Source organism: Streptomyces sp. JH002 (assembly GCF_050916115.1).
Taxonomy (GTDB): Bacteria; Actinomycetota; Actinomycetes; order Streptomycetales; family Streptomycetaceae; genus Streptomyces; species Streptomyces xiamenensis.
Window position 1 is genome coordinate 6,034,158 of sequence record NZ_CP087989.1, and the last position, 19,965, is coordinate 6,054,122.

General features: G+C 68.5%; 18 protein-coding genes. 10 read left to right on the plus strand and 8 right to left on the minus strand.

The window, feature by feature from the left end; translation table 11 throughout:
- The 3 genes from H7827_RS27720 to H7827_RS27730 all read left to right on the plus strand — a co-directional run bounded on the left by H7827_RS27720 (nucleotide 1) and on the right by H7827_RS27730 (nucleotide 5,016).
- Entirely contained in the window at nucleotides 1–1,140 is a 1,140-nt protein-coding gene (locus H7827_RS27720) for a glycoside hydrolase family 68 protein (protein ID WP_432747758.1), read from the plus strand.
- Nucleotides 1,141–1,602: 462 nt separating this feature from the next.
- Complete coding sequence (locus tag H7827_RS27725) at nucleotides 1,603–3,126, plus strand: ABC transporter substrate-binding protein (RefSeq protein WP_432747759.1); 1,524 nt, start codon at nucleotides 1,603–1,605, stop codon at nucleotides 3,124–3,126.
- Nucleotides 3,127–3,132: 6 nt separating this feature from the next.
- A complete protein-coding gene (locus H7827_RS27730; protein ID WP_432747760.1) occupies nucleotides 3,133–5,016 on the plus strand; it encodes an ABC transporter permease subunit in 1,884 nt (627 codons plus the stop codon).
- Nucleotides 5,017–5,139: 123 nt separating this feature from the next.
- Here the strand turns inward: H7827_RS27730 and H7827_RS27735 are convergent, their stop codons facing one another.
- The gene (locus H7827_RS27735) at nucleotides 5,140–5,607 is read right to left on the minus strand and encodes a MarR family winged helix-turn-helix transcriptional regulator (RefSeq protein WP_386538573.1); all 468 of its coding nucleotides are present in this window, start codon (nucleotides 5,605–5,607) and stop codon (nucleotides 5,140–5,142) included.
- A 101-nt stretch (nucleotides 5,608–5,708) separates the two neighbouring features.
- Between H7827_RS27735 and H7827_RS27740 the strand changes: the two genes are divergently transcribed.
- The gene (locus H7827_RS27740; protein ID WP_432747761.1) at nucleotides 5,709–6,923 is read left to right on the plus strand and encodes an amidohydrolase family protein; all 1,215 of its coding nucleotides are present in this window, start codon (nucleotides 5,709–5,711) and stop codon (nucleotides 6,921–6,923) included.
- 387 nt (nucleotides 6,924–7,310) lie between these two features.
- Here the strand turns inward: H7827_RS27740 and H7827_RS27745 are convergent, their stop codons facing one another.
- Nucleotides 7,311–7,769, minus strand: coding sequence for a PH domain-containing protein (locus H7827_RS27745; protein WP_432747763.1), 459 nt, complete (start codon nucleotides 7,767–7,769; stop codon nucleotides 7,311–7,313).
- 755 nt (nucleotides 7,770–8,524) lie between these two features.
- Between H7827_RS27745 and H7827_RS27750 the strand changes: the two genes are divergently transcribed.
- The 4 genes from H7827_RS27750 (at nucleotide 8,525) to H7827_RS27765 (ending at nucleotide 12,004) form a co-directional block, all read left to right on the plus strand.
- On the plus strand, nucleotides 8,525–9,463 hold the full coding sequence (locus tag H7827_RS27750; RefSeq protein ID WP_432747765.1) for a hypothetical protein: 939 nt from the start codon (nucleotides 8,525–8,527) through the stop codon (nucleotides 9,461–9,463).
- A 38-nt stretch (nucleotides 9,464–9,501) separates the two neighbouring features.
- Entirely contained in the window at nucleotides 9,502–10,485 is a 984-nt protein-coding gene (locus H7827_RS27755) for a hypothetical protein (RefSeq protein ID WP_432747766.1), read from the plus strand.
- A gap of 9 nt (nucleotides 10,486–10,494) precedes the next feature.
- Nucleotides 10,495–11,142, plus strand: coding sequence for a hypothetical protein (locus H7827_RS27760; RefSeq protein ID WP_432747767.1), 648 nt, complete (start codon nucleotides 10,495–10,497; stop codon nucleotides 11,140–11,142).
- 649 nt (nucleotides 11,143–11,791) lie between these two features.
- On the plus strand, nucleotides 11,792–12,004 hold the full coding sequence (locus H7827_RS27765) for a hypothetical protein (RefSeq protein ID WP_432747768.1): 213 nt from the start codon (nucleotides 11,792–11,794) through the stop codon (nucleotides 12,002–12,004).
- Between the two features lie 143 nt (nucleotides 12,005–12,147).
- Here H7827_RS27765 and H7827_RS27770 read toward each other — a convergent pair whose 3' ends face one another.
- Nucleotides 12,148–12,645 carry an ArsR/SmtB family transcription factor gene (locus H7827_RS27770; protein WP_432747769.1) on the minus strand — a complete coding sequence of 166 codons (498 nt, stop codon included), beginning with the start codon at nucleotides 12,643–12,645 and terminating at the stop codon, nucleotides 12,148–12,150.
- Between the two features lie 162 nt (nucleotides 12,646–12,807).
- On the opposite strand from H7827_RS27770, the gene H7827_RS27775 reads away from it, so the two are divergent.
- Nucleotides 12,808–13,641: a methyltransferase domain-containing protein gene (locus tag H7827_RS27775; RefSeq protein ID WP_432747771.1), complete on the plus strand. Its 834-nt coding sequence runs from the start codon at nucleotides 12,808–12,810 to the stop codon at nucleotides 13,639–13,641.
- A 1,051-nt stretch (nucleotides 13,642–14,692) separates the two neighbouring features.
- Here H7827_RS27775 and H7827_RS27780 read toward each other — a convergent pair.
- Both H7827_RS27780 and H7827_RS27785 read right to left on the minus strand, forming a co-directional pair.
- Nucleotides 14,693–15,493, minus strand: coding sequence for an SAM-dependent methyltransferase (locus H7827_RS27780; RefSeq protein ID WP_432747772.1), 801 nt, complete (start codon nucleotides 15,491–15,493; stop codon nucleotides 14,693–14,695).
- Nucleotides 15,494–15,916: 423 nt separating this feature from the next.
- Nucleotides 15,917–16,111, minus strand: a complete 195-nt coding sequence (locus H7827_RS27785) for a hypothetical protein (RefSeq protein ID WP_432747773.1) — start codon at nucleotides 16,109–16,111, stop codon at nucleotides 15,917–15,919.
- 261 nt (nucleotides 16,112–16,372) lie between these two features.
- Here H7827_RS27785 and H7827_RS27790 point away from each other — a divergent pair, with 261 nt between their 5' ends.
- Entirely contained in the window at nucleotides 16,373–18,373 is a 2,001-nt protein-coding gene (locus H7827_RS27790; RefSeq protein WP_432747774.1) for an ABC transporter ATP-binding protein, read from the plus strand.
- 50 nt (nucleotides 18,374–18,423) lie between these two features.
- Here the strand turns inward: H7827_RS27790 and H7827_RS27795 are convergent, their stop codons facing one another.
- Genes H7827_RS27795 through H7827_RS27805 form a run of 3 tightly spaced genes read right to left on the minus strand, consistent with a single transcriptional unit; the run spans nucleotide 18,424 to nucleotide 19,901 of the window.
- Nucleotides 18,424–18,705: a hypothetical protein gene (locus tag H7827_RS27795; protein WP_432747775.1), complete on the minus strand. Its 282-nt coding sequence runs from the start codon at nucleotides 18,703–18,705 to the stop codon at nucleotides 18,424–18,426.
- A gap of 25 nt (nucleotides 18,706–18,730) precedes the next feature.
- Nucleotides 18,731–19,357, minus strand: coding sequence for a transposase (locus H7827_RS27800; protein WP_432748069.1), 627 nt, complete (start codon nucleotides 19,355–19,357; stop codon nucleotides 18,731–18,733).
- Complete coding sequence (locus H7827_RS27805; protein ID WP_432747776.1) at nucleotides 19,245–19,901, minus strand: MarR family winged helix-turn-helix transcriptional regulator; 657 nt, start codon at nucleotides 19,899–19,901, stop codon at nucleotides 19,245–19,247. Before H7827_RS27805 ends, H7827_RS27800 begins: the two co-directional genes overlap by 113 nt.
- Between the last annotated feature and the right edge of the window lie 64 nt (nucleotides 19,902–19,965).

A 19,965-nucleotide genomic window follows, 5' to 3' on the forward strand; every position in this document is an offset into this window, starting at 1 on the left:
GTGACCGATGTCCGCACCACGCGGTGGACCCGAGCCGACCTCGACCGGCTCGCCGACGACCCCGCGACCACCGCCCCCCCGATCGGCGATGCCCCCACCCGGGTGCTGGCGGACCGGGACGTGTGGGACCTGTGGCCGGTGCAGGAGGAGGACGGCTCACCGACCGTCCTGAACGGCCGGGAACTGTGGATGACGCTGTCCGCCCCCGCGTCGGGCCACCCGGAACTGCGCCACGACATCGCCCGTCTGTGGCTGCTCGCCCGGGCGGGCGACAACTGGACGGACCTGGGCCCGGTCTTCCCCGACGGGGCCTCCCCGGGCAGCCGTGAGTGGTCCGGGTGCGCGGTGCGGCGCCCCGACGGCACGGTGTCGGTCTTCTACACCGCGACCGGAACGCGCGGGGAGGCACACCCCACCTTTCACCAGCGGGTCATGGAGGCCCGCCCGGCCCTGATCGGGACGGACGGTACGGTGCGGCCGTCTCCCGAGGCGGAGCACCGCGTCGTCCTGCGTTCCGACGGCCACGCCTATCTGCCCGCCGACGAGGTGGACGGGGGGCCGGGGCGGATCAAGGCGTTCCGCGACCCCGCCTGGTTCCGGGACCCGGCGGACGGATCGGAGTACCTGCTCGTGGCCGCCAGTGTCCCCTGGGGCGACCGCTTCATGGGGGCCGTCGCCCTGGCCCGGTGGTCGGACGGCGCCTGGCGGCTGCTCGCGCCGCTGGTCGTGGCCGAGGGCGTCAACCACGAGATCGAACGGCCCCATGTGGTCGTCCACGACTCGCGCTACTACCTGTTCTTCTGCACCAGCCGGCAGGCGTTCCACCCGCCGGGCGCTCCCACCGGGCTGTACGGGTTCGTCGCCGACGCGCTGACCGGGCCGTACGAACCGCTCAACGGCTCCGGGCTGGTCCTGCGCAACCCGCCGGCGCAACCGGACCAGGCCTATGCGTGGTGGGTTCTCGATGACCTGCGGGTGGTGGGCTTCGCCAACTACCTGCGCGGCGACGGCGCCGATCCCCGGCACCTGCCGGCCGCCGAGGCGCGCGCGTCCTTCGGCGGTACCGCCGCACCGGTCCTGCGGCTGGGTCTCCACGGGGCGACCACACACCTCACTCCCGGAGAGTTCCCCACGGAATGATCTCCGCGGCGGTGGGACCACCCCGGGACCGATGAATCCGGCGGCGGGGGAGGGGCCGGCCGAACCCGTGTGCGGTGCAGGTCGGATGGCGGACGGTGGCCGCACCACCGCCGCTCAGGGGCGAGGGCCGGGACCGTCCTCCGGGACGCGAACGGCACCCGGACCGGCTGGTGTGCCGGGGCATCCCGTTGCGCGGCACCACGGGATCGCCCGGGGAGCACCCGCCGAAGGAGTACGGCCTCGGGTCGGGCATGACCCGAAGCCGCAGCCCCGCACGGGCGGCCGGTCGCGCCGGCATACCCGCCCCGCCCGCAGGGGCCGCCCGGCCGGGCATGGCGGCGGACGGGACCGCAGCCCCACGCCTTCTTCGGTAAGGCTTACCTCATATAGTGTCGTAGCCACGCCCCGCCCCGTGATGTGGGCGTGCCGGGGCATCCGGCCCACCCGTACGACAGGACCCTGATGCGCGTCACCTCCCGCGGACTCCTCGCGGCACTTGTGCTCGCCCCTTTGCTGACCGGCTGTTTCGCCTCGGGAGGGAACACCTCGGACGCGGGGGGCGGGGCCGACCCGGCGGGCCGGCTGCGGGTGGCTCTCGCGGTGCCGCCGGTGCAGGCACTGTCCCCGTACAGCAATGACGCCACCGTCCTGAGCAAGCTGTCGGTCACCGAAGGGCTGACGGCACTGGACACGGACGGTGCCGCAGCGCCCGCGCTGGCCGAGTCCTGGACTCAGCGGGACGACACCACCTGGGCCTTCGTGCTGCGCGAGGCCACCTTCCAGGACGGCACCGAGGTCACCGCCGAGACCGTCGTCAACGCCCTCGACCACGCCGGCTCCGCCGAGATCAAGCCGCGCGTCCTCAGCGACGTCACCCTCACCGCCACGGCCGAGGACGAGGACACGGTCGTCATCACCACGGCGAGCGCGGACCCCGTGCTGCCGCTGCGGCTCGCCAGCCCGGCCCTGGGGATCCTCTCCCCGGCGGCGTACGCGCAGGACGGGACGGTCAGCCCGCTCGGCACCGGAACCGGCCCCTTCGAGATCACCCGGCTGACCGGCAAGACCGCGGCCACCCTGGACCGGTACGACGCCTACTGGGGCGGTACCGCCCAGGCCCCCGGCATCGACGTCACCTGGATCGCCGACGGCACCGCCCGGGCGAGCGCCCTGCGCGCCGGGGACGTCGACATCGCCGAATGGATCCCCACCGCCCAGGCCGGCCTGCTCGATGCGCAGACCCGCCACGAGGTGCCGTCCGTCCGGTCCGACAGCCTGGTCCTGAACACCGGCAGCGGCATCTTCACCGACCCCGCGCTGCGCGCCGCCGCCCGTGAGGCCATGGACGGCTCCGCCCTCGTCGACTCCGTCTTCGGCGGGTACGCCGACCCCGCGCAGGGCCTGTTCGGGCCCGCTGTCCCGTGGGCCGCCGGCCACCGGGTGGACGTCACCGGACGCGCTACGGCCGCGACCCCCGACGAGGTCGCGGAGGCGACCGGCGGCCGCACCCTGCGGCTGGCCACGTACACCAACCGCGCCGAACTCCCCGAGGCCGCCACCGTCGTCCAGCAGCAGCTGGAGCGGGCCGGGTTCACCGTGCGGCAGGACGTGCGCGAGTACACCCAGATGGAAGCCGACCTGCTCGCGGGCGGGTACGACGCCCTGGTCTTCTCCCGGGTGACGCTGCTCGACACCGGTGACGCCGTCGCCTACCTGGCCAGCGACTACACCAGCGACGGCGTCTACAACATCGCGGCCCTGCGGGACCCCGCGGTCGACGAGGCCATCGCCGCCGCCGCCCAGCAGGGCGACCCCGAACTGCGGCAGCGCGACATCATGCGGGCCGAGGCGGAGATCCTGCGCACCGACGCCGTCGTCCCGCTCGTCCACGAGAAGGTCGTGCAGGGCATCGGTGCCCACGTCGAAGGGGTGCTCCTCGACCCGCGAGAGCGCTCCCTCATCGACGTCAACACCCGGCTGAAGTAACGACCGATGCGTGCTGTGAGGGGCGACTTTGGCCGGGCCCCCGTGCGCCGCGGCGCAGCGGCCGGGCGCCTGGTCGCCGGGGCCCTGCTGCTGGCGGCGGTCTCGATGCTGCCGTGGCTGTCCGGGACCGACCCCGCCCTGACCGTCCTGCGCGCCCGCTCCGCCGACCAGGACCCCACACCGGAGCAGCTGGACACCGTACGCGAGCAGCTGGGCCTGGACTCCGGGCCGTTCGCGCATCTCCTCCAGTGGCTGGCCGGGCTGGCGCGCGGCGACGCGGGGACCTCCTGGGTGTCGGGCCAACCCGTCCTGCCCCAGGTCACCAGCGCCTTCGCCGTTTCCCTGACGCTGATGTCCGGCGCCCTGGTGGTCACCCTCGTGGTGGCCGCGCTGATCAGCGCCCGTACGGTGCGGCTCGGCTCCCGGCGGCGGCTCCACCACCGCGGCGCCGGCACGGCCGCGGCCGTCCTCGCCGCCCTGCCCAAGTTCCTGCTCGCCTCGCTGCTCGCGCTGGTGGGCGGTGTCTGGCTGGGCTGGTTCCCCTCCAGCGGCTGGCAGGGCCCGCAGTCGATGGTGCTGCCCGCGCTCGCGCTCGGGCTGCCGTCCGGGGCGATGATCGGGGGCCTGCTCGACCAGGCGCTGCCCGCCGCGTTCAACGAGCCGTGGGCGCGGACCTGCCACGCCCTGGGGCTCGCGCCCCGGCTGGTCGCCCGGCGCGCGGTACGCCGGACGCTCCCCGGCATCCTCCCCCAGTTGCTGCCGACCGTGGTGGCCCTGGTCGGGGGCGCCGTCGCGGTGGAGAAGATCTTCAACATCCCGGGCCTGGGCCGGCTCTCGCTCGACTCCGCGCTGGCCCAGGACCTGCCGCCACTGCAGACCGCGACGCTCTTCCTCGTCCTGCTCGGCGTCCTCGCCGGCCTGCTGCTCCAGACACTGCGGTACGCGCTCATCGGCCCCGCCCTGAGGGGCGGGGCCCTGCCCGCCCTGCACGCGCGCCCGCTGCCCCGGCGGCGCTCGCACTACCTCCTCGCGGCGGCGTGCGCCGCCGCGCTGTGCGCGGTGGTCGTGGCGGGACTGCTGCGCGATCCCCTCCAGGTCGACACGGCCGCCCGGCTCCTGCCGCCCTCCTGGGCGCACCCGCTGGGCACGGACGCGCTCGGCCGTGACCTGCTGGCACGCCTGGGCCACGGGGCCCTTCGCACGACGGGGGTGGCGGTCGTGGTGGCGGCGGTCTGCGCCGTCACCGGGCTGCTCATCGGCATGGCGAACCGCTGGAGCGCGGGCCTGACAGAAGTGATGTCCACGCTGCCGGCCGTGGTCGCCGGACTGCTGACGACGGCGCTGACCGGCCCCTCGGTCTGGGGCGCGGCGCTGGCGGTGTGCCTGGTGGGCTGGACCCCGTACGCGGCCCAGAGCGCGGCACTGGTGGAACAGGAACGGGCGAGCGGTCATCTGCTCGCCTCGGTCTCGCTCGGCGCCGGGTCCCCGCATCGGCTGCGCCGCCACTACCTGCCGGCGGTGCTGCCCGCCGTCGTGCGCAACGCCGTGCTGCGGCTGCCCACCACGGTCCTCGTGCTGGCCTCCCTCGGCTTCCTGGGGCTGGGCGAACAGCCGCCCACCGCCGAGTGGGGCCGACTGCTCTCCGAGGGCCAGCCCTATCTGGAACTGGCCCCGTGGACCGTGCTCGCACCGGCCGGCGCGCTCATTCTGCTGTCCGTGCTCGCCATGTCGGGAAGCACCTCGGCGGGGCGGGTGACCGACCGGCACGGGCGCGTACGTCGGATCCGGCCCGGGGACGTCCCCGCGCGCGCCGGAGCCGGAACCCGGGAGACCGTGCCGGCGGCACGTGAAGGGGGCGCCCTCACGGACCGGTTCGGCACCGCCGGTTGACGCACCGGCATCGGCGCCCGGCGCCCGCGACAGCGCGGCGGTCAGGGGCCGAGCGGTGCGCGGGAGCCCACTGCGCCGGCGCACCAACGCCACCGGCGGGGCGAACTCCTGCTGGAGAGGTGTTCAGTCGCCGCTCGGGGCCTGTTTTCTGGACCAGGCACCGGCATCGGCGCCGTAACGTCTCAGGAGCCGAGCGAACTGGATCCGCTCCTCCGGCGACCAGGCGACGGTGATCTCCTCGAACGCTTTTCGCTGTTCGGCGGCGAAGCGACTGCGTTCGGCCTCGCCGTGCTCAGTGAGTTCGAGTACGGTGCGGCGTCCGTCCGATGGGGACGCCGCCCGGCGCAGCAGCCCTTCTTCGATGCAGGCGGCGACGGTCCGACTGGCAACCGGCTGAGCGACCCCCATCTCTGCGGCGAGGCCACCTACGGTCGTCTCGCCCGGTGCGTCGGCGATCACATTGAGTACGAGATTGCGCGAGAGGTCCTTGTTCGATGCCGGCGCGCGTCGTCGCAGACGTGACAGGGCCGGGCCGATCTGGTCCAGCGCCACGTCGTCGGAAGACCGCTCAGAGGAAGACGCGCTGCTCATGCGGCCGATTCTAGACCGAGCGAGCACATTTGCATACCCAAGAACATGTGCATAGCATTTGCTATGTAAAGCAAGTGTGAGCGAGAACGAGGTAGACCGCCATGGCTCTTACTGCCATCACCAACGCGCAGATCTTCGACGGAGAGAAGACGGTGGGCACGCCGACCGTGGTCATCGACGGTGGGAGGATCACCCGCATCGGCGGCGACGCCCCTCGGGACAGCGAAATCGTTGACGGCAGCGGCGCCACACTGTTGCCGGGGCTCATCGACGCCCATGTTCATTCCGCCCCGGGCTCCCTGGCGCTCGCCCTGCGCTTCGGGGTGACGACCGAACTGGAGATGCAGGGGATGAACACACGCGAGAACCGAGGGCTCATCACCGACGACGACACCCTGGCCGACGTGCGCTCCTCCGGCTTCGCCATCACGCCTCCAGGAGGCCACCCCAGCGAGCTCATGCCTGAAGGCTTCCGGCCGAAGTGGGACCTCCCCCCGGAGATGCCCCTGATGCCCTTCTCCACCACTCCCCGGGAAGCGGCCGCCTTCATCCCCCAACTCCTCGCGCGAGGATCGGACTTCATCAAGTTCATGATCGACGACGGCAGCGTGGAGGGACACCCCGGGCTGCCCTCGCTCGACCAGGCAACCGTGAACGCGGGCGTGGCCGAAGCCAAGAAGTACGGCGCTCTCACCGTCGCCCACGCGCTGACCCTTGAGGCCACCAGGATGGCCGTCGAAGCCGGCATCGACGGCGTTACCCACGTCTTCATGGACCAGCCGCACACCGACGAGATCATCCGCCTCATCAAGGACGCGGGAATGTTCGTCATTCCCTGCATCACTCTCAACGCCTCGATGATGGGACACACCGGCAGCCAACTCGCCGACGACCCCCGCGTCGCCGCGCGCCTCGACAGCGCGTGGGACCGAACCCTGCGCTCCAGCTACAACCGTTTTCCGCAGGGCAGGCTCGACGACGTGTACGACACCGTGCGCGCCCTGGACGCGGCGGACATCGACATCTTGGCCGGTACCGACGTCTCCATGCCCGAGACGTTCTTCGGAGGGCTGGCGCACGGAGCGAGCCTGCACCACGAACTGCACTACCTGGTCGCGGCCGGGCTCACACCCTCACGGGCACTGCGCGCGGCCACGGCGACGACGGCCCGCCGTTTCCGACTCAGCGACCGGGGGCGCATCGCCGAAGGGCTCCGCGCCGACCTTCTCCTGGTGGACGGCGATCCGACCAGTGACATCAGCGAGACCCTCAACACCCGTGCCATCTGGCGCCGCGGCACCCGCCTGTCGGCATGACCGCGATGCCCCGCGCAAGGCAACCCGTGACACGACAGAACGCCTACCTGCAGGCCCTCGCCAGCAGTGGCTTCGACGCGGCCTGAGCAATTCCGATGCGCATGGTCTGCTCAGAACCGTTCCCCCGCCGCTGTTCAGCACCGCTCTTCGCCTGGTCGACGCCACCGCCACCGACTCCGTCCGCATCGAAGCGAACACCTGGGTCGAGGCCAGGACCGACATCTCCAACAGCATTCTCGCCACCGTCATCGCGCACTCGCCGCCCGGAACAACTTCAACAGCGCCCCAACCGTCCTGTCCGGATGCGCCGCCGTCGGACTCCTGACCGCGGCTGTCCTGCCCTCTCGGAAGATGGCTGAGCTGTCGAGTTCCCTCATCGACCCGCAATCAGCGGGGAGGACTCGTGGCCGTCTTCACACGCCGACGGAGCTCAGCGACGCCGCGCTCGAAAGAGGCGTCGGCCCGGTCTGCCGACTTCGCCGGCGCCGGCAGGGTCACGAGGGATCCATCGGTGAGCACAAGGGTGACCTGAGAGTGGGACGGCTCCAGGAAGGCGATACTCGCGATCTCCCGCCACGGGCAGAAGCGTGGCCGCGCAGGACGCTTGATATGGATGCCCTCAGCGTTGACCACTGTGCGCGAGAGCGCCCGGTCGATGAAGAAGAGCGCCGAAGCCGCACAGCCCAGTGTGGAGATCAGCCCAGCGAACAGCAGGCGTTCATCAAGCTGCCCCGTGCTCAGCCCCCAGAACAGCGGCACCAGCAAGGACACTGCCAGAGCGGCCAGTGCCACACCTGTCAGCAGCCATTGACGGCGGTGCGAGTGACGGTACTCGGTCTCATCCACGGACAGAGAGCGTAAACGTCGTCATGTCGCAGCCCAGCGGTGAGGCCCGGTCGAAGAGCCCGCCTGCATCCGCTACAGATGTGCGAGCTGCCCGACACCGTAGCCACCAGCGTCCGGACGCGACAGCGAACTGCTCCGCCACTTCGCCCGGGCCTTGCGCCGACCAGCGTCTTCACCGGCCCGTCGGCGCACGGCATGACGTCGGTGAGTTCGAACAATGCGACGTGAGCTAACGATCGGGCAGAGCGCGCGGGGCACGGCCGGTGAGGACGCCTGCAAGTCGTTCTGCTCCGCCGGACAACGCTTTCCAGGGTGGATGTTTAACAGGCTGCGTTGTCTCGCCGAGACAGCTGCTGCGGTGATTCACTGAAGGGCGGAGAGCTGAATCGGCTCACCTGGAAATAGCCCGAAGTGTGCCGCATCGGAGAGATCATTCCAGGGCCTCTCGACGCAGTGATCGACATGCACCAATTTCACGCGTGTGCTCCTATATGTAGAGGAACAGCGAGGCTTCGGACGAGACGCCGCCTCGTTGCAAAAGTCGCCTTGGCCCTGACCTTCTGTTCATTATCTTTTGGAGCTTCACGGCTGGAGTTCCGCGAGGGCTCATCCGTCCGTTAACCTTTCGTCGCTCTCCCTTTAGCCACAGGCCTGTCAAAGCTGAGGGTTCAGTATGCCCGTTTCGGTGAATGCTGGCTTTGTGCTGGAGGAACTGTGGTCTTGCAGTTCTGGCAAGCCTCCCGTTGATAAGGAGTATGGATATGCAGATGAATTCGATGTACGAGGATGCCATTAGAGGGAAGCTGGTGGCGAAAGGCGGCGGTGAGGTCCTGCCACAGATCCCGGTTTCCAGTAGGCTGCCGATCCCGGTCGCGCTGTACGGAGACGGCTTCGGAGGCCGTACGGGTGTCAATCCGGAAACCCGGGATCTGGAGCCGGGGCGGCCTCCGGCGATAATTCCGCCATATGGGGGTGGCGAGCCGAAGCCCGTCATGGTGCGACCAATCACAGGAGCCTATTTGGTTTTCACGAGTGCCCTGAGCGGAGCTTTCGTCGCCGTCGTGGAGGTGACTGCGGAGACCAGGGAAATATGCGTGAGCAGTTGGCACCTCCTGGAGCCGAACGATATCGGTATGGTGCCCGAACCCGACGCAGGAGCGGGCATATACATTCCCGACGATTCACAGCCCATCGTCGTTGGATGCGGAGTTATTGAAAATGTATCCGGACCAGTCGCCAAGCCGAACATCGTGATACGGGAACAGTTCTGGGAAATATTGCCGAACTCCTACAGCATCGCGCCTGGCGAGGAGAAAAGGTACAGCCTCCAGATTACATCTGGAATGCAGAGTACGACTTCGGATCAGCAATCGGTCGAAGCCTCAATCGGTGCGTCCGCCGGGGTGGGATGGGGTCCAGTTTCCGCTTCGGTATCCGCTGCGCTGAGTGCGTCTTCGGCAACATCTCAGCAAGTGGTTATGAGTGAGGAGGCGACCGAGAATGTATCCAATACGTACACGCTGGACGAGGAGCGTCACAGCCCCGCGAGGATGGTCATACGCTGGCAGCTTAGTGACCGCGTCACTTTGTACGACGGCGCTACGGTCTTGAGTGACCCAGGAAAATCTGCCCTCAGCTCTGTGGTGGTGAATGCACAGCCGACGCTCGTGAGCGCATCAGAAATCCTCCCCTGACTTCTGCCCCCGCCTTGGCTCAGAAAGAAGCCTCAAACATGCCCGATAAAATCTTTCAGCAGGCCAGCGACGGAACGCTGGCTTCGGCCGCCAGCGGCAACGGTCTCGCGGGCTGGGCCCGCTTCGACAACAGGACGCCGCTGCCTCTCGGTGCGTACCTTCTGTCCGACACATCAGTTCGCCTGGGAATAGCTCCCGGGAATGCGAAGGAGCGGGCGCTGGGAGTGGGATACCCAGCTATTCCCATCCCGCCCATGAGCAAGACCGAATTCAAGGTCGGGCCGATCATTGACGGTTGGTGCTTCGTTATCGTCAACACCTGCACCGGTGCCCTCGTCGACGTGCAGCAAGCCGTGATCAAACAAGAAGGCGCGGACTGGATGGCCATCATCACGCCGAAGCATTTCCGCAGGCCCAATGCCATCGGCAAGTGGCCAGAGCCCAACAAGGACATTGTCATCCCCCCAGACTCCCCACGCATCACCGTCGGCTGCGGGCAGATCCAGCACAACGAAAACATCATCGCGCTCGAACAGTACTGGCGACGCCTCCCACAGTCCTACAGCCTGGGACCGGGGGAGACACGGGTAGTGAGCCACACATCCACCTCCGGTCTGGACACAACAACCTCAAACATGACGCAGGTGGCTGCCTCGGTCGGTGTGAGCGCGAGCGGCGGTTGGGGACCCGTCTCCGCAAGCGTCTCGGCCTCCCTCAATATGAGTTCCAGCGCCACTCAACAGGTGAACGTCAAGTCCCAGACGACATCCTTCATCTCCGAGACATTCACGAACAATACCGAGACCAGCAAACTGGTATTCGTCTGGGAACTCACAAGCATGGCAACAATATTCACCAAACAAGGTGCACCACTGGCATCAATCGTATACCGGCAGGAGGACCCCGCAATAATCGCGGGCCCCTACAGCATGGATACTTTGCCCTTGCGCCCCGGGAGAACAGAGCCCATGACTCAGCACATGCGCGAGATACTCGCGGGTGAAAAATCGCTGCAAGGTTAAGAGGCGAACATGCCCTGCTACTATCTCGTGTACCAGCACGACGCCAACGGAACACAAATCCTCGTTGCCCGAAAGAATCTGTACTACGGTGGAAATCGCCATCAATACGACCCGGTACATGGCCCCCTTCCTCAGGGGAACGCGGGACAATATGTGATCCCAGGAGGAGTTCCACGGGCCTTGGGGGCTGTCGTCGTCGGACTCGCCGGATGCCAGCAGGAATTTGAGGAAGAAATCGGGCTGGATCCTTCTGGCGGACCGCGGGGTCAGCGTCAGCAATTTCACTGCATAGGGCAAGAGCGAACAGAAAATCGCAACCGGAACGGGCCGTACACAATAACCTACCAACGCGTGCAGAATGTTGCCGCAGTGTCAGCGGCGGCGAATGGAAATATCAGTGGCCGGCGGGTGCGAGATCCTGAACTCCTGACCACCGAGGTGGTGGGTGCCCAGCAGCATGTGTTCGGAGCAACGAGCATCCCTCAACTTGCTCATATTCGAGAAATGCAGAGCCAGGCCCAGGATATTTGGGAGTGGGATGTTCTGCACCAGGACGGCAGATTTTCTGTGGCCGAGCGCTGTATGGCGGATCCGAATTTCGGCTGGTTTATCGATGCCACCCAAAACCTAGTGGCCAATGTAGTACCTGCGCCGTAGCGGGTTCGCGCAGATCGTCTGCCCCGGTGGGCGATGCGATCGCCGCCACTGCCACGGCGGTGGAGATCCACGTCGCCACCATCGACGACACGGTCCGCGTCCCTGACAGTGAAGAGGACGACGACACGTGACCGCCTCAGCGGCCGCCCCAGGCCGGCCGGCCAGATGGTCGGCGGGGCGCCGCAGTACCGCGGCGCCGACCAAACCGCTCCGTGAGCCCGAGAACACCCGAGGAGGGTGTGATGAGCCCTACGTCGACGGCGAGCGGATGGAACTGCCCGCGAGCATCGACGGGATCCGGGCCGCCTTCCCCGTTGAACGCTGCTCCGACTTCGACCGGGAGACGGGTGCCGCCGCCCCGGGAACCGAGGCCGCCTTCAGGCGCTGCGCCGATTCACTGCCGCCCCTCTGGCCAGAGCGAAACACCGGAGCGCGGCGGATCAGTTCACCCAGGCGCTGCAAGCCGACAGCACCCCGGCACAGCGCCACGGAAACCTGCCGATGGACATGGTCAACGCCGCGCGGTCCTGGACCGCGACGACAACGCCGCGTCGAGGCGGGCCCACCGATCGAGGCCGGCCGCCGGGCTGAACTCCAGCTGACCAGAGCCCTGCACAGCCGCCTGGCCGCCGCGGTCCGGAACCGCGCCATGCTGCTGATGTGGTTCGTCACCCCCTTCGGCCCGGTACTCCCTGCACGCGGAACGGTGCAGCGGATGAACCTCGCGGTCGCTGTGCTGCTCTACCGGATGGAGCACTCGGTCACCAACCAGGTCCTCGCGCTCGGCCCGGTCCCGCCCCGACCGCCCCAGCACTTCCAGTGCCATCAGGACCTGACGGAGAAGCTCCGCCGGCGGGACTGAGTGGCCCCGCCGCCGACTGCTCAGCACATGGCCGGCGTCCGATGGGTGGTCGAGCAACGAATGGGCCAGGTGCGGCAGGTGAGATCAGGTCGGTCTGCCGCCCCCGGCAGGGGAGAGCCCGAGGTAGCTGCCGGACGCTGTCGTCAGGGCCGGTTCGGGTCGGAGTGCAGCACCATGAAGAGCGACCAGGCGGGCGCGGCTGGGTCGTCCGGGCGGGCGGCGAACTCGTCGAGCAGACCCTTGAGGCGGGTGCGGAACTCCTCCATCTGTGGCGGTGGCAGGCGCAGCGCCATCCTGGTGCCCTCGGCCTGGGCCTCGGGGACGAGGGCGAGTTCTTCCAGGAACGCGTCGAGCATCGGCCGGTCCATCGCGGGCGTTTCGAGGTGCCAGCTCTTGTACGTCGTCAGATACGGGATCTCTCGTGCGCCGCGCGCGCCGCGCCGTTCTTCCTGTGCCTCCAGGAATCCGGTGCGGACCAGCGTTCTGGTGTGGTGCAGCACGCTGGCCGGGTCTCGGCCGAGGATCGCCGCGATCTCCTTGTTCGTGTGCGGCTTCCGTACGCAGATGCGCATGATGCGCAGGCGGAGGGCGGAGGCGAGTGCCTTCGCCTCCGCGTCGGTAGCCGGCCGGCGTTCGGTCATGACCAGCAGCGTACTGAAGAGCGGGCAGCCCGGGGAAGGGCCGGACGACGAGTGATTGACAAAACCCAATCAGTCGTTCAGGGTTTCGCTGTGCCCTTCGCAGCCCGGGGATCCGCGGATCTCCCGCCACGCCCACCGTGGCCCGAACGAACGAGGTCAACCATGTCGAACCGCCCCGGAACCACCGGCGGGACCGCCGCTCCCGAAAACCCCGCAGAACACGCGGATGTCCCACCGAACCGGCAGACGGCGTCCTGGGTCAGTCCCGTCGAGGCGCCTCCTGGGCCCGGGGAGAGGGTGAACGACTACGACAGTTTCGCCGAGGCGTATGCGGCCGGGAACGAGACCAGCCTGCTCAACGCCTACTACGCGCGCCCCGCGATCGTGGACCTGGCCGGCGACGTGGCGGGCCGCCGCATCCTCGACGCCGGCTGCGGCGCCGGCCCCGTGGCCGCAGACCTGCACGAGCGGGGCGCCGTCGTCGCCGGCTTCGACTCCAGTGCCGGGATGCTGGCGCTGGCCCGGCAGCGGCTCGGCGACGAAGCAGTGCTGGAACGCGCCGAACTGGGCGGCCCGCTGCCCTTCACCGACGCCGAGTTCGACGACGTCGTCGCCTCCCTGGTCCTGCACTACCTGGAGGACTGGACGACGGCCCTGGCGGAACTGCGGCGCGTGCTGAAGCCCGGCGGCCGCCTCATCGGGTCCGTCCACCACCCCTTCGTCCAGCACATGACGGCACCGCCCGGAACCGACTACTTCGCGATCCGCCCCACCTCCCAGTGGTGGGAGCTCGGCGGCACCAAGCACCTGATGACCTTCTGGGACCGGCCGCTGCACGCGATCACCGACGCGTTCACCGCAGCCGGCTTCCGGATCGACGTCCTGAGTGAACCGGCCCCGGCACCCGGCGCCCGCGAACGGTTCCCCGAGATCTTCGAGCAGCGGGAGTCGGGCAGGTTCGCGTGCTTCCTGTTCTTCGTCCTCACGAAGGCATGACCTCCGCCCGCAGGCGCGAGCCGTCGGCTCAAGAGCAGGCCCCACGCACGCCTCTTACGGCGTCCCGGGGCTGACCGACTGAACCGTCCCCAAGGACACGCAGGGCCCACACTCTGATGTGTGGGCCCTCTCCCTTTCCGCCATGCTGGCGGAATTTCCATGTCCGGGCCGATATTCTGAGGTATTGAAATGCTGAATTCTTCCGGGCATTCGTTTGCCTATGCTCAGGCCATGCTGGCGAGCATGCTGAGCCCTGCTGGACAGGCAGCCGACCACGGCCCTGGCCTGCTGGAGCACCGGCCCATGTGCCGGACCATGCCTGTGGGGTGGGGGTTTGCCGATTTCAACCTCTCTATGTGGGGTGTTAAGAGAGGGCAGGGGCGTGCATTCAGAGTTTGATGATGGTCGGCTGGTTCCTGTGGTGTTGCATGGCGGGCCGCTCGACGGGATGGAGACGGTGGTGGATGCGGGGGATCCAGAGCCCGGGGTGGGGATCATCGCGGACGGCTGCTCGTTCCCGGGCGGCAAGTCCTCGTACGAGCCGGACGAGACCGGGCGGTGGGCCCGCCGGGGCGACATCCCATGGGAAGCGATGCAGGACTGCTGGCGGCCCGTCAGCCGCCCGGTCCGGGCCGGTACGGTGGGGACGATGGGCACACCCGACATCGCGACTCCGAGCCCGTTCAGGGCAGCAACAAAGTCTCCCGGTCCTGACCACCCACATCCAGCGGAGAGCCGATCACCGTTGACGGCCAACCGGCAACGGAGAACGTCATGACCGATCCGCGTGGTGGACGGACCGGTTATCAAGCCAAGCGTCCTGCTCGTGCAGTCGGGGAGCAGCTGGCGACGTGTCTGACGGCGGCGGTGAACGCGTTGAGCACCAGAGGACAGCTTTCTCCGACGCTGACTCTCCCAAGCCGTCCCACGACCACGGCTGCACCTACCGGCACGACGTGCCCCCCGCCGGCGCGCCTGAACCAGCAGAGCACCAGCTGAGGGAAGCCGAAGATCACGCCAATGGTCGACCCGGGGCACCGACGGGCTGCGTTCAGGGTTTGCGGGCCACGAGCCCTGTCTGATCCACGCGTGGAAGGACGGGCATCCCCGGATCCGGCCGCCACTGGGCGACAGAGACGACCCCGGGAGGCAGGATCTCCAACTCTCGGGCCTGCGCCCCGATCTCCTCAGTGGTCCGAACGTAGTAGGGCACGGCTCCACTGGCCGCGTACGCCGCCTGCGCGGCCAGGGATTCCTCGCTTCTTGCGGTGTCGCAGGTGACCAGATAGCTGCCGGGTGCCAGCTCGTCCATGTAGGCGGCGACGAGGTCGGCGGCACGGTCCGCGCTCGGAATGTGGCCCAGCACGCCCAGCAGCATCAGAGCCACAGGCTGCGTGCGGTCCAGGTTGCGCCAGGCCAGCTCCAGCACGCCCTCGACGTCGGACAGATCGCGCTCGATGTAGGTCGTTGTGCCCTCTGGCGTGGATGTCAGCAGGGCCTGTGAGTGGAGCAGCACCACCGGATCATTGTCGACATAGACGATCGCCGCATCATGCTGGTACCGCTGGGCGACCTCGTGTGTGTTGTTCTCGGTCGGCAGGCCGGTGCCGATGTCGAGGAACTGCCGGATGCCCGCATCACGGGCCAGATAACGTACTGCGCGCCCGAGGAAATCCCGTGACGCCACGAACGATTCCGCAACGCCGGGAAACTCGGCCCTGAAGTGCTCCGCGACTTCCCGGTCGGCCTCGTAGTGAGCGGTCCCGCCCAGCAGAGCATCGGTGACGCGGGCCGAGTGCGCGACCGTCGTGTCAATCAGAGGCGGCTGATGCGTCGAGTCAGGTTCGGACATCGTGCTCTCCCGTCCAGCGGCGCTGTGGTCACCTCCAGAGAATCACAGGTCACCGAATCCCCGCCGCCCAGGCGACACGAATCCCCCCTCATGTCGGCACCCTTGCGTCCCTCACCGCGCCGCGCACGCGGGTAGCCGAGCCCGCGGTAGTGCGGGGAGACACAGATATGGCTGATCCAGACCTTCTCACCGTCCAGAGCAGCATCGAGGTATCCAGCGAAGCGCTGGTCTGCTGTGGGCAGCTCACATACGAGATGGGGTGATGGCGCGGGACACAGTAGAGGTGAAGCCCATCGCTGAGATCGATGACCCGCACAGGTCTTCCAGCCCGGCGCACCTGTGGAGCGGTCGAACAACGTGTTCGAGGACTTCCTCTTCGGCCCACCGATCGCATCCTCGGCCGCGTTGGGACGGCACGGCTCGTCAGACGGTCTTTGCCGTGCGGAGCCGCCGTATGTCCCGGGCGAGCGTGTATGAAGCACTGAGGAAGATCACAGCTCCAGCACCGATCCAGAGGGCCGACGCCCCCGTGCGGTACTCGCGGACAGCGAGAACGAGCAGCATCACGCTGACAAGTACACCGAAGGCCGAGATCAGAGCACTGATGCGGTGAGTCACGTGGACATCATCAACGATGACCTCGGCCGGCGGAAGCGATGCAAACCGAAAGCCCGGCTGGCTTGAACCGGTCTGGTGCGAGACGAGCCGCCGTAACGCCTCGGCCGAAGGTCCGTTAGGAGAGCGCTGGCACTCCCTCCTACGGTGGCAAGGGGAAGCGATGCGTCATCGGCATGCCTACATCACTCGAACGTCTCCATGGGAGACCCCTCGGCATCGGTGCAGTTCTGACCGCGCCCAGCTTCAGGCCTCGGGGCGGGTATGAGCGGCGACGAAAAGAGGGAGAGCAAGCGGCGGACGTCCGTGCCGACCCCGCGGGGCGCGGAGCTGGACCTGCCACCGGACACGGTCTCTGCCGGGCCTGAGGAGGAGGACCTCGCGGCCAGCATGCGCCAGGCGTACTGGTCCCTCTACGACGGTGCCGCGGCGCAGGCCACCGTCCGGGAGATCGCCGTCCGGCTGCCGCGCATCGTAGGACGCGTGGGCAGGCTGGCCTGGCAGGCAGACCGGCCGGCGACGATCGGTGTCGTGGTGCTCCAACTGGTGTCCGCGGTGATGACGGCCCTGGGGATCCTCGCTTCGGTCGCCGTCCTGCAGGAACTGTTCGCCGCGGGGCCGACCCCGGACCGGGTCCGCGCCGCCGTCCCCCAACTCCTCCTGGTGGTCGGCCTTCTCTCCATCCGGGCGCTCCTGGAGGCAGGTGTCGCCCTCGCCCAGGCGCGCGTGACACCGAAGATCCGGATCGCGCTGGAGCACGAGTTCTACACGCTCACCGCCCACGTCCGGCTGGAGGCCGTGGACGACGCCGACTGGCAGGACGGGGCGTACCGGGCGAGCCAGCGCGGACTTTTCTACGCGCGGCAGATCGTGGGCCAGGTCGTGTCCCTGGGCGCGGCCCTGACGGGCCTGGTCGGGACGGCCGGCGTGCTGGGCATCCTCCACCCGGCGCTGCTGCCGCTGCTCGGGCTGTCCGTGCTGCCGGTCGGTGTCGCCGCGGTGCGCTCCGCGCGGGCACGCTTCCATTCGTTCAAGCGGTACAACGCCATCCAGCGCCGGGTTCAGGTCTTTTCCTGGCTGCTTCTCGAGCGGGACGCGGCCGCCGAGTTGCGCTCGGACACTGCTCAGGACGCGCTGTTGCGGGAGCATCTGCGGCTGTCGACCCGGATCGCGCAGGAGGACACGCGGCTGGGGGTGAACGCCGCCCGGCTGAACGTGGCGGGGCGCGCCGTGGGTGGTATCGGGTCCGGCGTCACGTACACGGTGCTGGGAGGAATGCTGATCGCCGGATGGCTGCCGCTGGCCGCCGGCGCGGGCGCGGTCCTCGCCATTCAGGCGGCGCACACCCAGCTGACCCGGCTCGTCGACATCTCCCACCTCGTCTACGAACACGCCCTGTGGGTGGATGACCTCCTGGCGTTCCAGGAGCGCTGCCGCCAGTTGCAGCCCTCCCGGGGCGGACGTCCCGCCCCCAGCTCCGTGGACGCCATCACCTTGGACAAGGTGTCCTTCACCTACCCCGGCAAGGACACCCCCGCCCTCGACAGCATCTCCATGACGCTGCGGGCAGGGGAGACGGTGGCGTTCGTCGGGGTCAACGGCTCGGGCAAGTCCACCTGCGCCCGGCTGCTCGCGGGCCTGTACGACACACAGGGGGACGGGGCGGTGCGCTGGGACGAGGTGGACGTACGGGAGCTGGACGCCGCCTCCCTGCACGCTCAGGTCGCCTGCGTGCTCCAGGACCCTCTCCATTTCCCCTTCACCGCCCTCGCCAACCTGACCATCTCGCGCGGCACTCTCACCGAAGCCGACCCCCGGATGGCCCTCGACGCCGCTCGGGCCTCGGGCGCCGACCAGGTCATCGCCGGCCTGCCCGGCACCTGGGAAGCCATCCTGTCCAAGCGGTTCCGCGGCGGACAGGAACTCTCCGCCGGCCAGTGGGCCAAAATCGCCGTGGCCCGCGGCCTCTACAAGAACGCCCCCGTGCTGCTGCTCGACGAACCCACCGCCAGCATGGACCCCCGCGCCGAACACGCCGTCTACCAGGCCGTCCTCCACGACCAACTCCGCCCGGACCAGATCAAGGTGCTGATCTCCCACCGCCTGGCGAGCGTCGTCGGATGCGATCGCATCTACGTCTTCGACGGCGGACGCGTCATCGAAACCGGCACCCACCACGAACTCATGCACCTCGGCGGCGAATACGCCGCCATGTTCACTCTCCAGGCCGACGGCTACCGAACCGACTCCGAAGAGGCAGTATGAGCCCCCTGTCACCTCGGGACGCGCGGCCGGCACCATGCCGTCGCGGCATGTCAGGGGTGGCCCACAGCGTGCTCGATGACCCTGTCAATCACCTGCTCGTCCTTGCTCATGGAGATCGGCTGAGCATCGCTGTCGCAGCGCACAGCGACGCTGATCGTGCGCCGGCGGGTGGCGTTGTCGCTGAAACGGCTGTTGCGGATATGGCCGGTGACCTCGGTGACCTGTTGTTGCATGTGCCGCAGGGCGGCGCGGCTGCCGCCCTCGGTGTCGTCCAGGCGATGGCAGGACTCCACCGTGGCGGCGATGTCGTCGGCGATGCCGGGGGTGATCACGGGGCCACTTGCGCCGCGGGCCGGCTCAGGGGACGCGGTTCCTTGCCGCGGCCCCCCTTTCCTCCGTCACTGTCTCCAGTGCTGCCGGCGTCTTGGCGTCCACCCTCATGCCGCTCGCGTCGTGATGCGCTCCCGCTGTGGTGGAGTCGACGCTGACCAGGGAAAGGTCCACCTGGTCCCGCCGTGCGGCCTCAGCGATCACCGCCTCCATCAGGGCCTGGAAGACGCCCGCGTCGCGCCACTGGCGGAACCGGTCGTAGACCGTGGGCCGGTTCCCGAACCCCTCCGGGACCTCCCGCCACTGGGTCCCGGAGCGAAACCTCCAGATCACGCCCTCGAAATGATCCCGCAGCCGGTGCGGATACGGGCCGTAGGCGCCTGTCGGGAGCAGCGGCCCCACCAACGCCCATTCGTCATCACTCAGTTCACGCCTCGCCACACGAGTTCTACCAACCGGATGATCACGACCCCCACAGGCCGTAGAACGCCGAGGACCGCGCCGCGGACGTGCTGGCGGACCGCGTGGCGCTGCTCCTCCATCAGTCCGCGGTACGCCTCGGTCCGCTGCGGATCGTCGGTGCTTCTGGCGGAGGGGAAGCCGCAGAGCCCGTGTCGGGTTGCTCGCGCTTGATGGCCGCGTCCACCGCGGCACCGATGCGGCGCAGTGCCGCCAGATCTTCGGGCCCGAGATCATCGATCAGGTACTCGCGGACTGCGGCGACGTGTCCCGGCGCCGCTGCCACGACCACCTCGTAACCGGCCTCGGTCAGCGTCGCAGCGGTGCGCCTTCCGGAACCAGGGATCCGGTTCCGTGCGAGCAGTGCGCGCTTCTCAAGCCGACCGACGACATGGGACAGCCTCGACAGTGACGCCGCCGTTCGAGCGGCCAGGGCGCTCATCTGCATGGTGCGAGTCGGCTGCTCGGACAGGACCGAGAGCACCATGTACTCGAAGAAAGTCAGCTGAGCCTCGCGCTGCATGCGCGCGTCCAGCGCAGCCGGCAGGCTGATCATGATCGCGGAGTTGGCCAGCCACGCCGCCAGCTCGTCGCTGTTCAGCCATCGTGTTTCGGCAACCGAACCAGTGGACTTTCTCAAGCCGGAGCTTTCTCCGGCAAGCGCCGGCGCCTCGGGGGTCGACCCGTTCCGTGGACGCGGGCGGCGCCGGCCGTTCGTGTCATCTGCCGTGCTGGCCATGAGGACATCCTAGACGCACTTATTGACGCGTCAAGTTCCAAGGAGTAGAACTTGACGCGTCAAG

Bases quoted from the DNA above. Each gene is read 5' to 3' on its own strand.
- H7827_RS27790 (WP_432747774.1), top strand. From the start codon at position 16,373: ATGAGCGGCGACGAAAAGAGGGAGAGCAAGCGGCGGACGTCCGTGCCG.
- H7827_RS27725 (WP_432747759.1), top strand. From the start codon at position 1,603: ATGCGCGTCACCTCCCGCGGACTCCTCGCGGCACTTGTGCTCGCCCCT.
- H7827_RS27750 (WP_432747765.1), top strand. From the start codon at position 8,525: ATGGATATGCAGATGAATTCGATGTACGAGGATGCCATTAGAGGGAAG.
- H7827_RS27780 (WP_432747772.1), bottom strand. From the start codon at position 15,493: ATGTCCGAACCTGACTCGACGCATCAGCCGCCTCTGATTGACACGACG.
- H7827_RS27735 (WP_386538573.1), bottom strand. From the start codon at position 5,607: ATGAGCAGCGCGTCTTCCTCTGAGCGGTCTTCCGACGACGTGGCGCTG.
- H7827_RS27775 (WP_432747771.1), top strand. From the start codon at position 12,808: ATGTCGAACCGCCCCGGAACCACCGGCGGGACCGCCGCTCCCGAAAAC.
- H7827_RS27805 (WP_432747776.1), bottom strand. From the start codon at position 19,901: ATGGCCAGCACGGCAGATGACACGAACGGCCGGCGCCGCCCGCGTCCA.
- H7827_RS27730 (WP_432747760.1), top strand. From the start codon at position 3,133: ATGCGTGCTGTGAGGGGCGACTTTGGCCGGGCCCCCGTGCGCCGCGGC.
- H7827_RS27755 (WP_432747766.1), top strand. From the start codon at position 9,502: ATGCCCGATAAAATCTTTCAGCAGGCCAGCGACGGAACGCTGGCTTCG.
- H7827_RS27770 (WP_432747769.1), bottom strand. From the start codon at position 12,645: ATGACCGAACGCCGGCCGGCTACCGACGCGGAGGCGAAGGCACTCGCC.
- H7827_RS27765 (WP_432747768.1), top strand. From the start codon at position 11,792: ATGCTGCTGATGTGGTTCGTCACCCCCTTCGGCCCGGTACTCCCTGCA.
- H7827_RS27760 (WP_432747767.1), top strand. From the start codon at position 10,495: ATGCCCTGCTACTATCTCGTGTACCAGCACGACGCCAACGGAACACAA.
- H7827_RS27740 (WP_432747761.1), top strand. From the start codon at position 5,709: ATGGCTCTTACTGCCATCACCAACGCGCAGATCTTCGACGGAGAGAAG.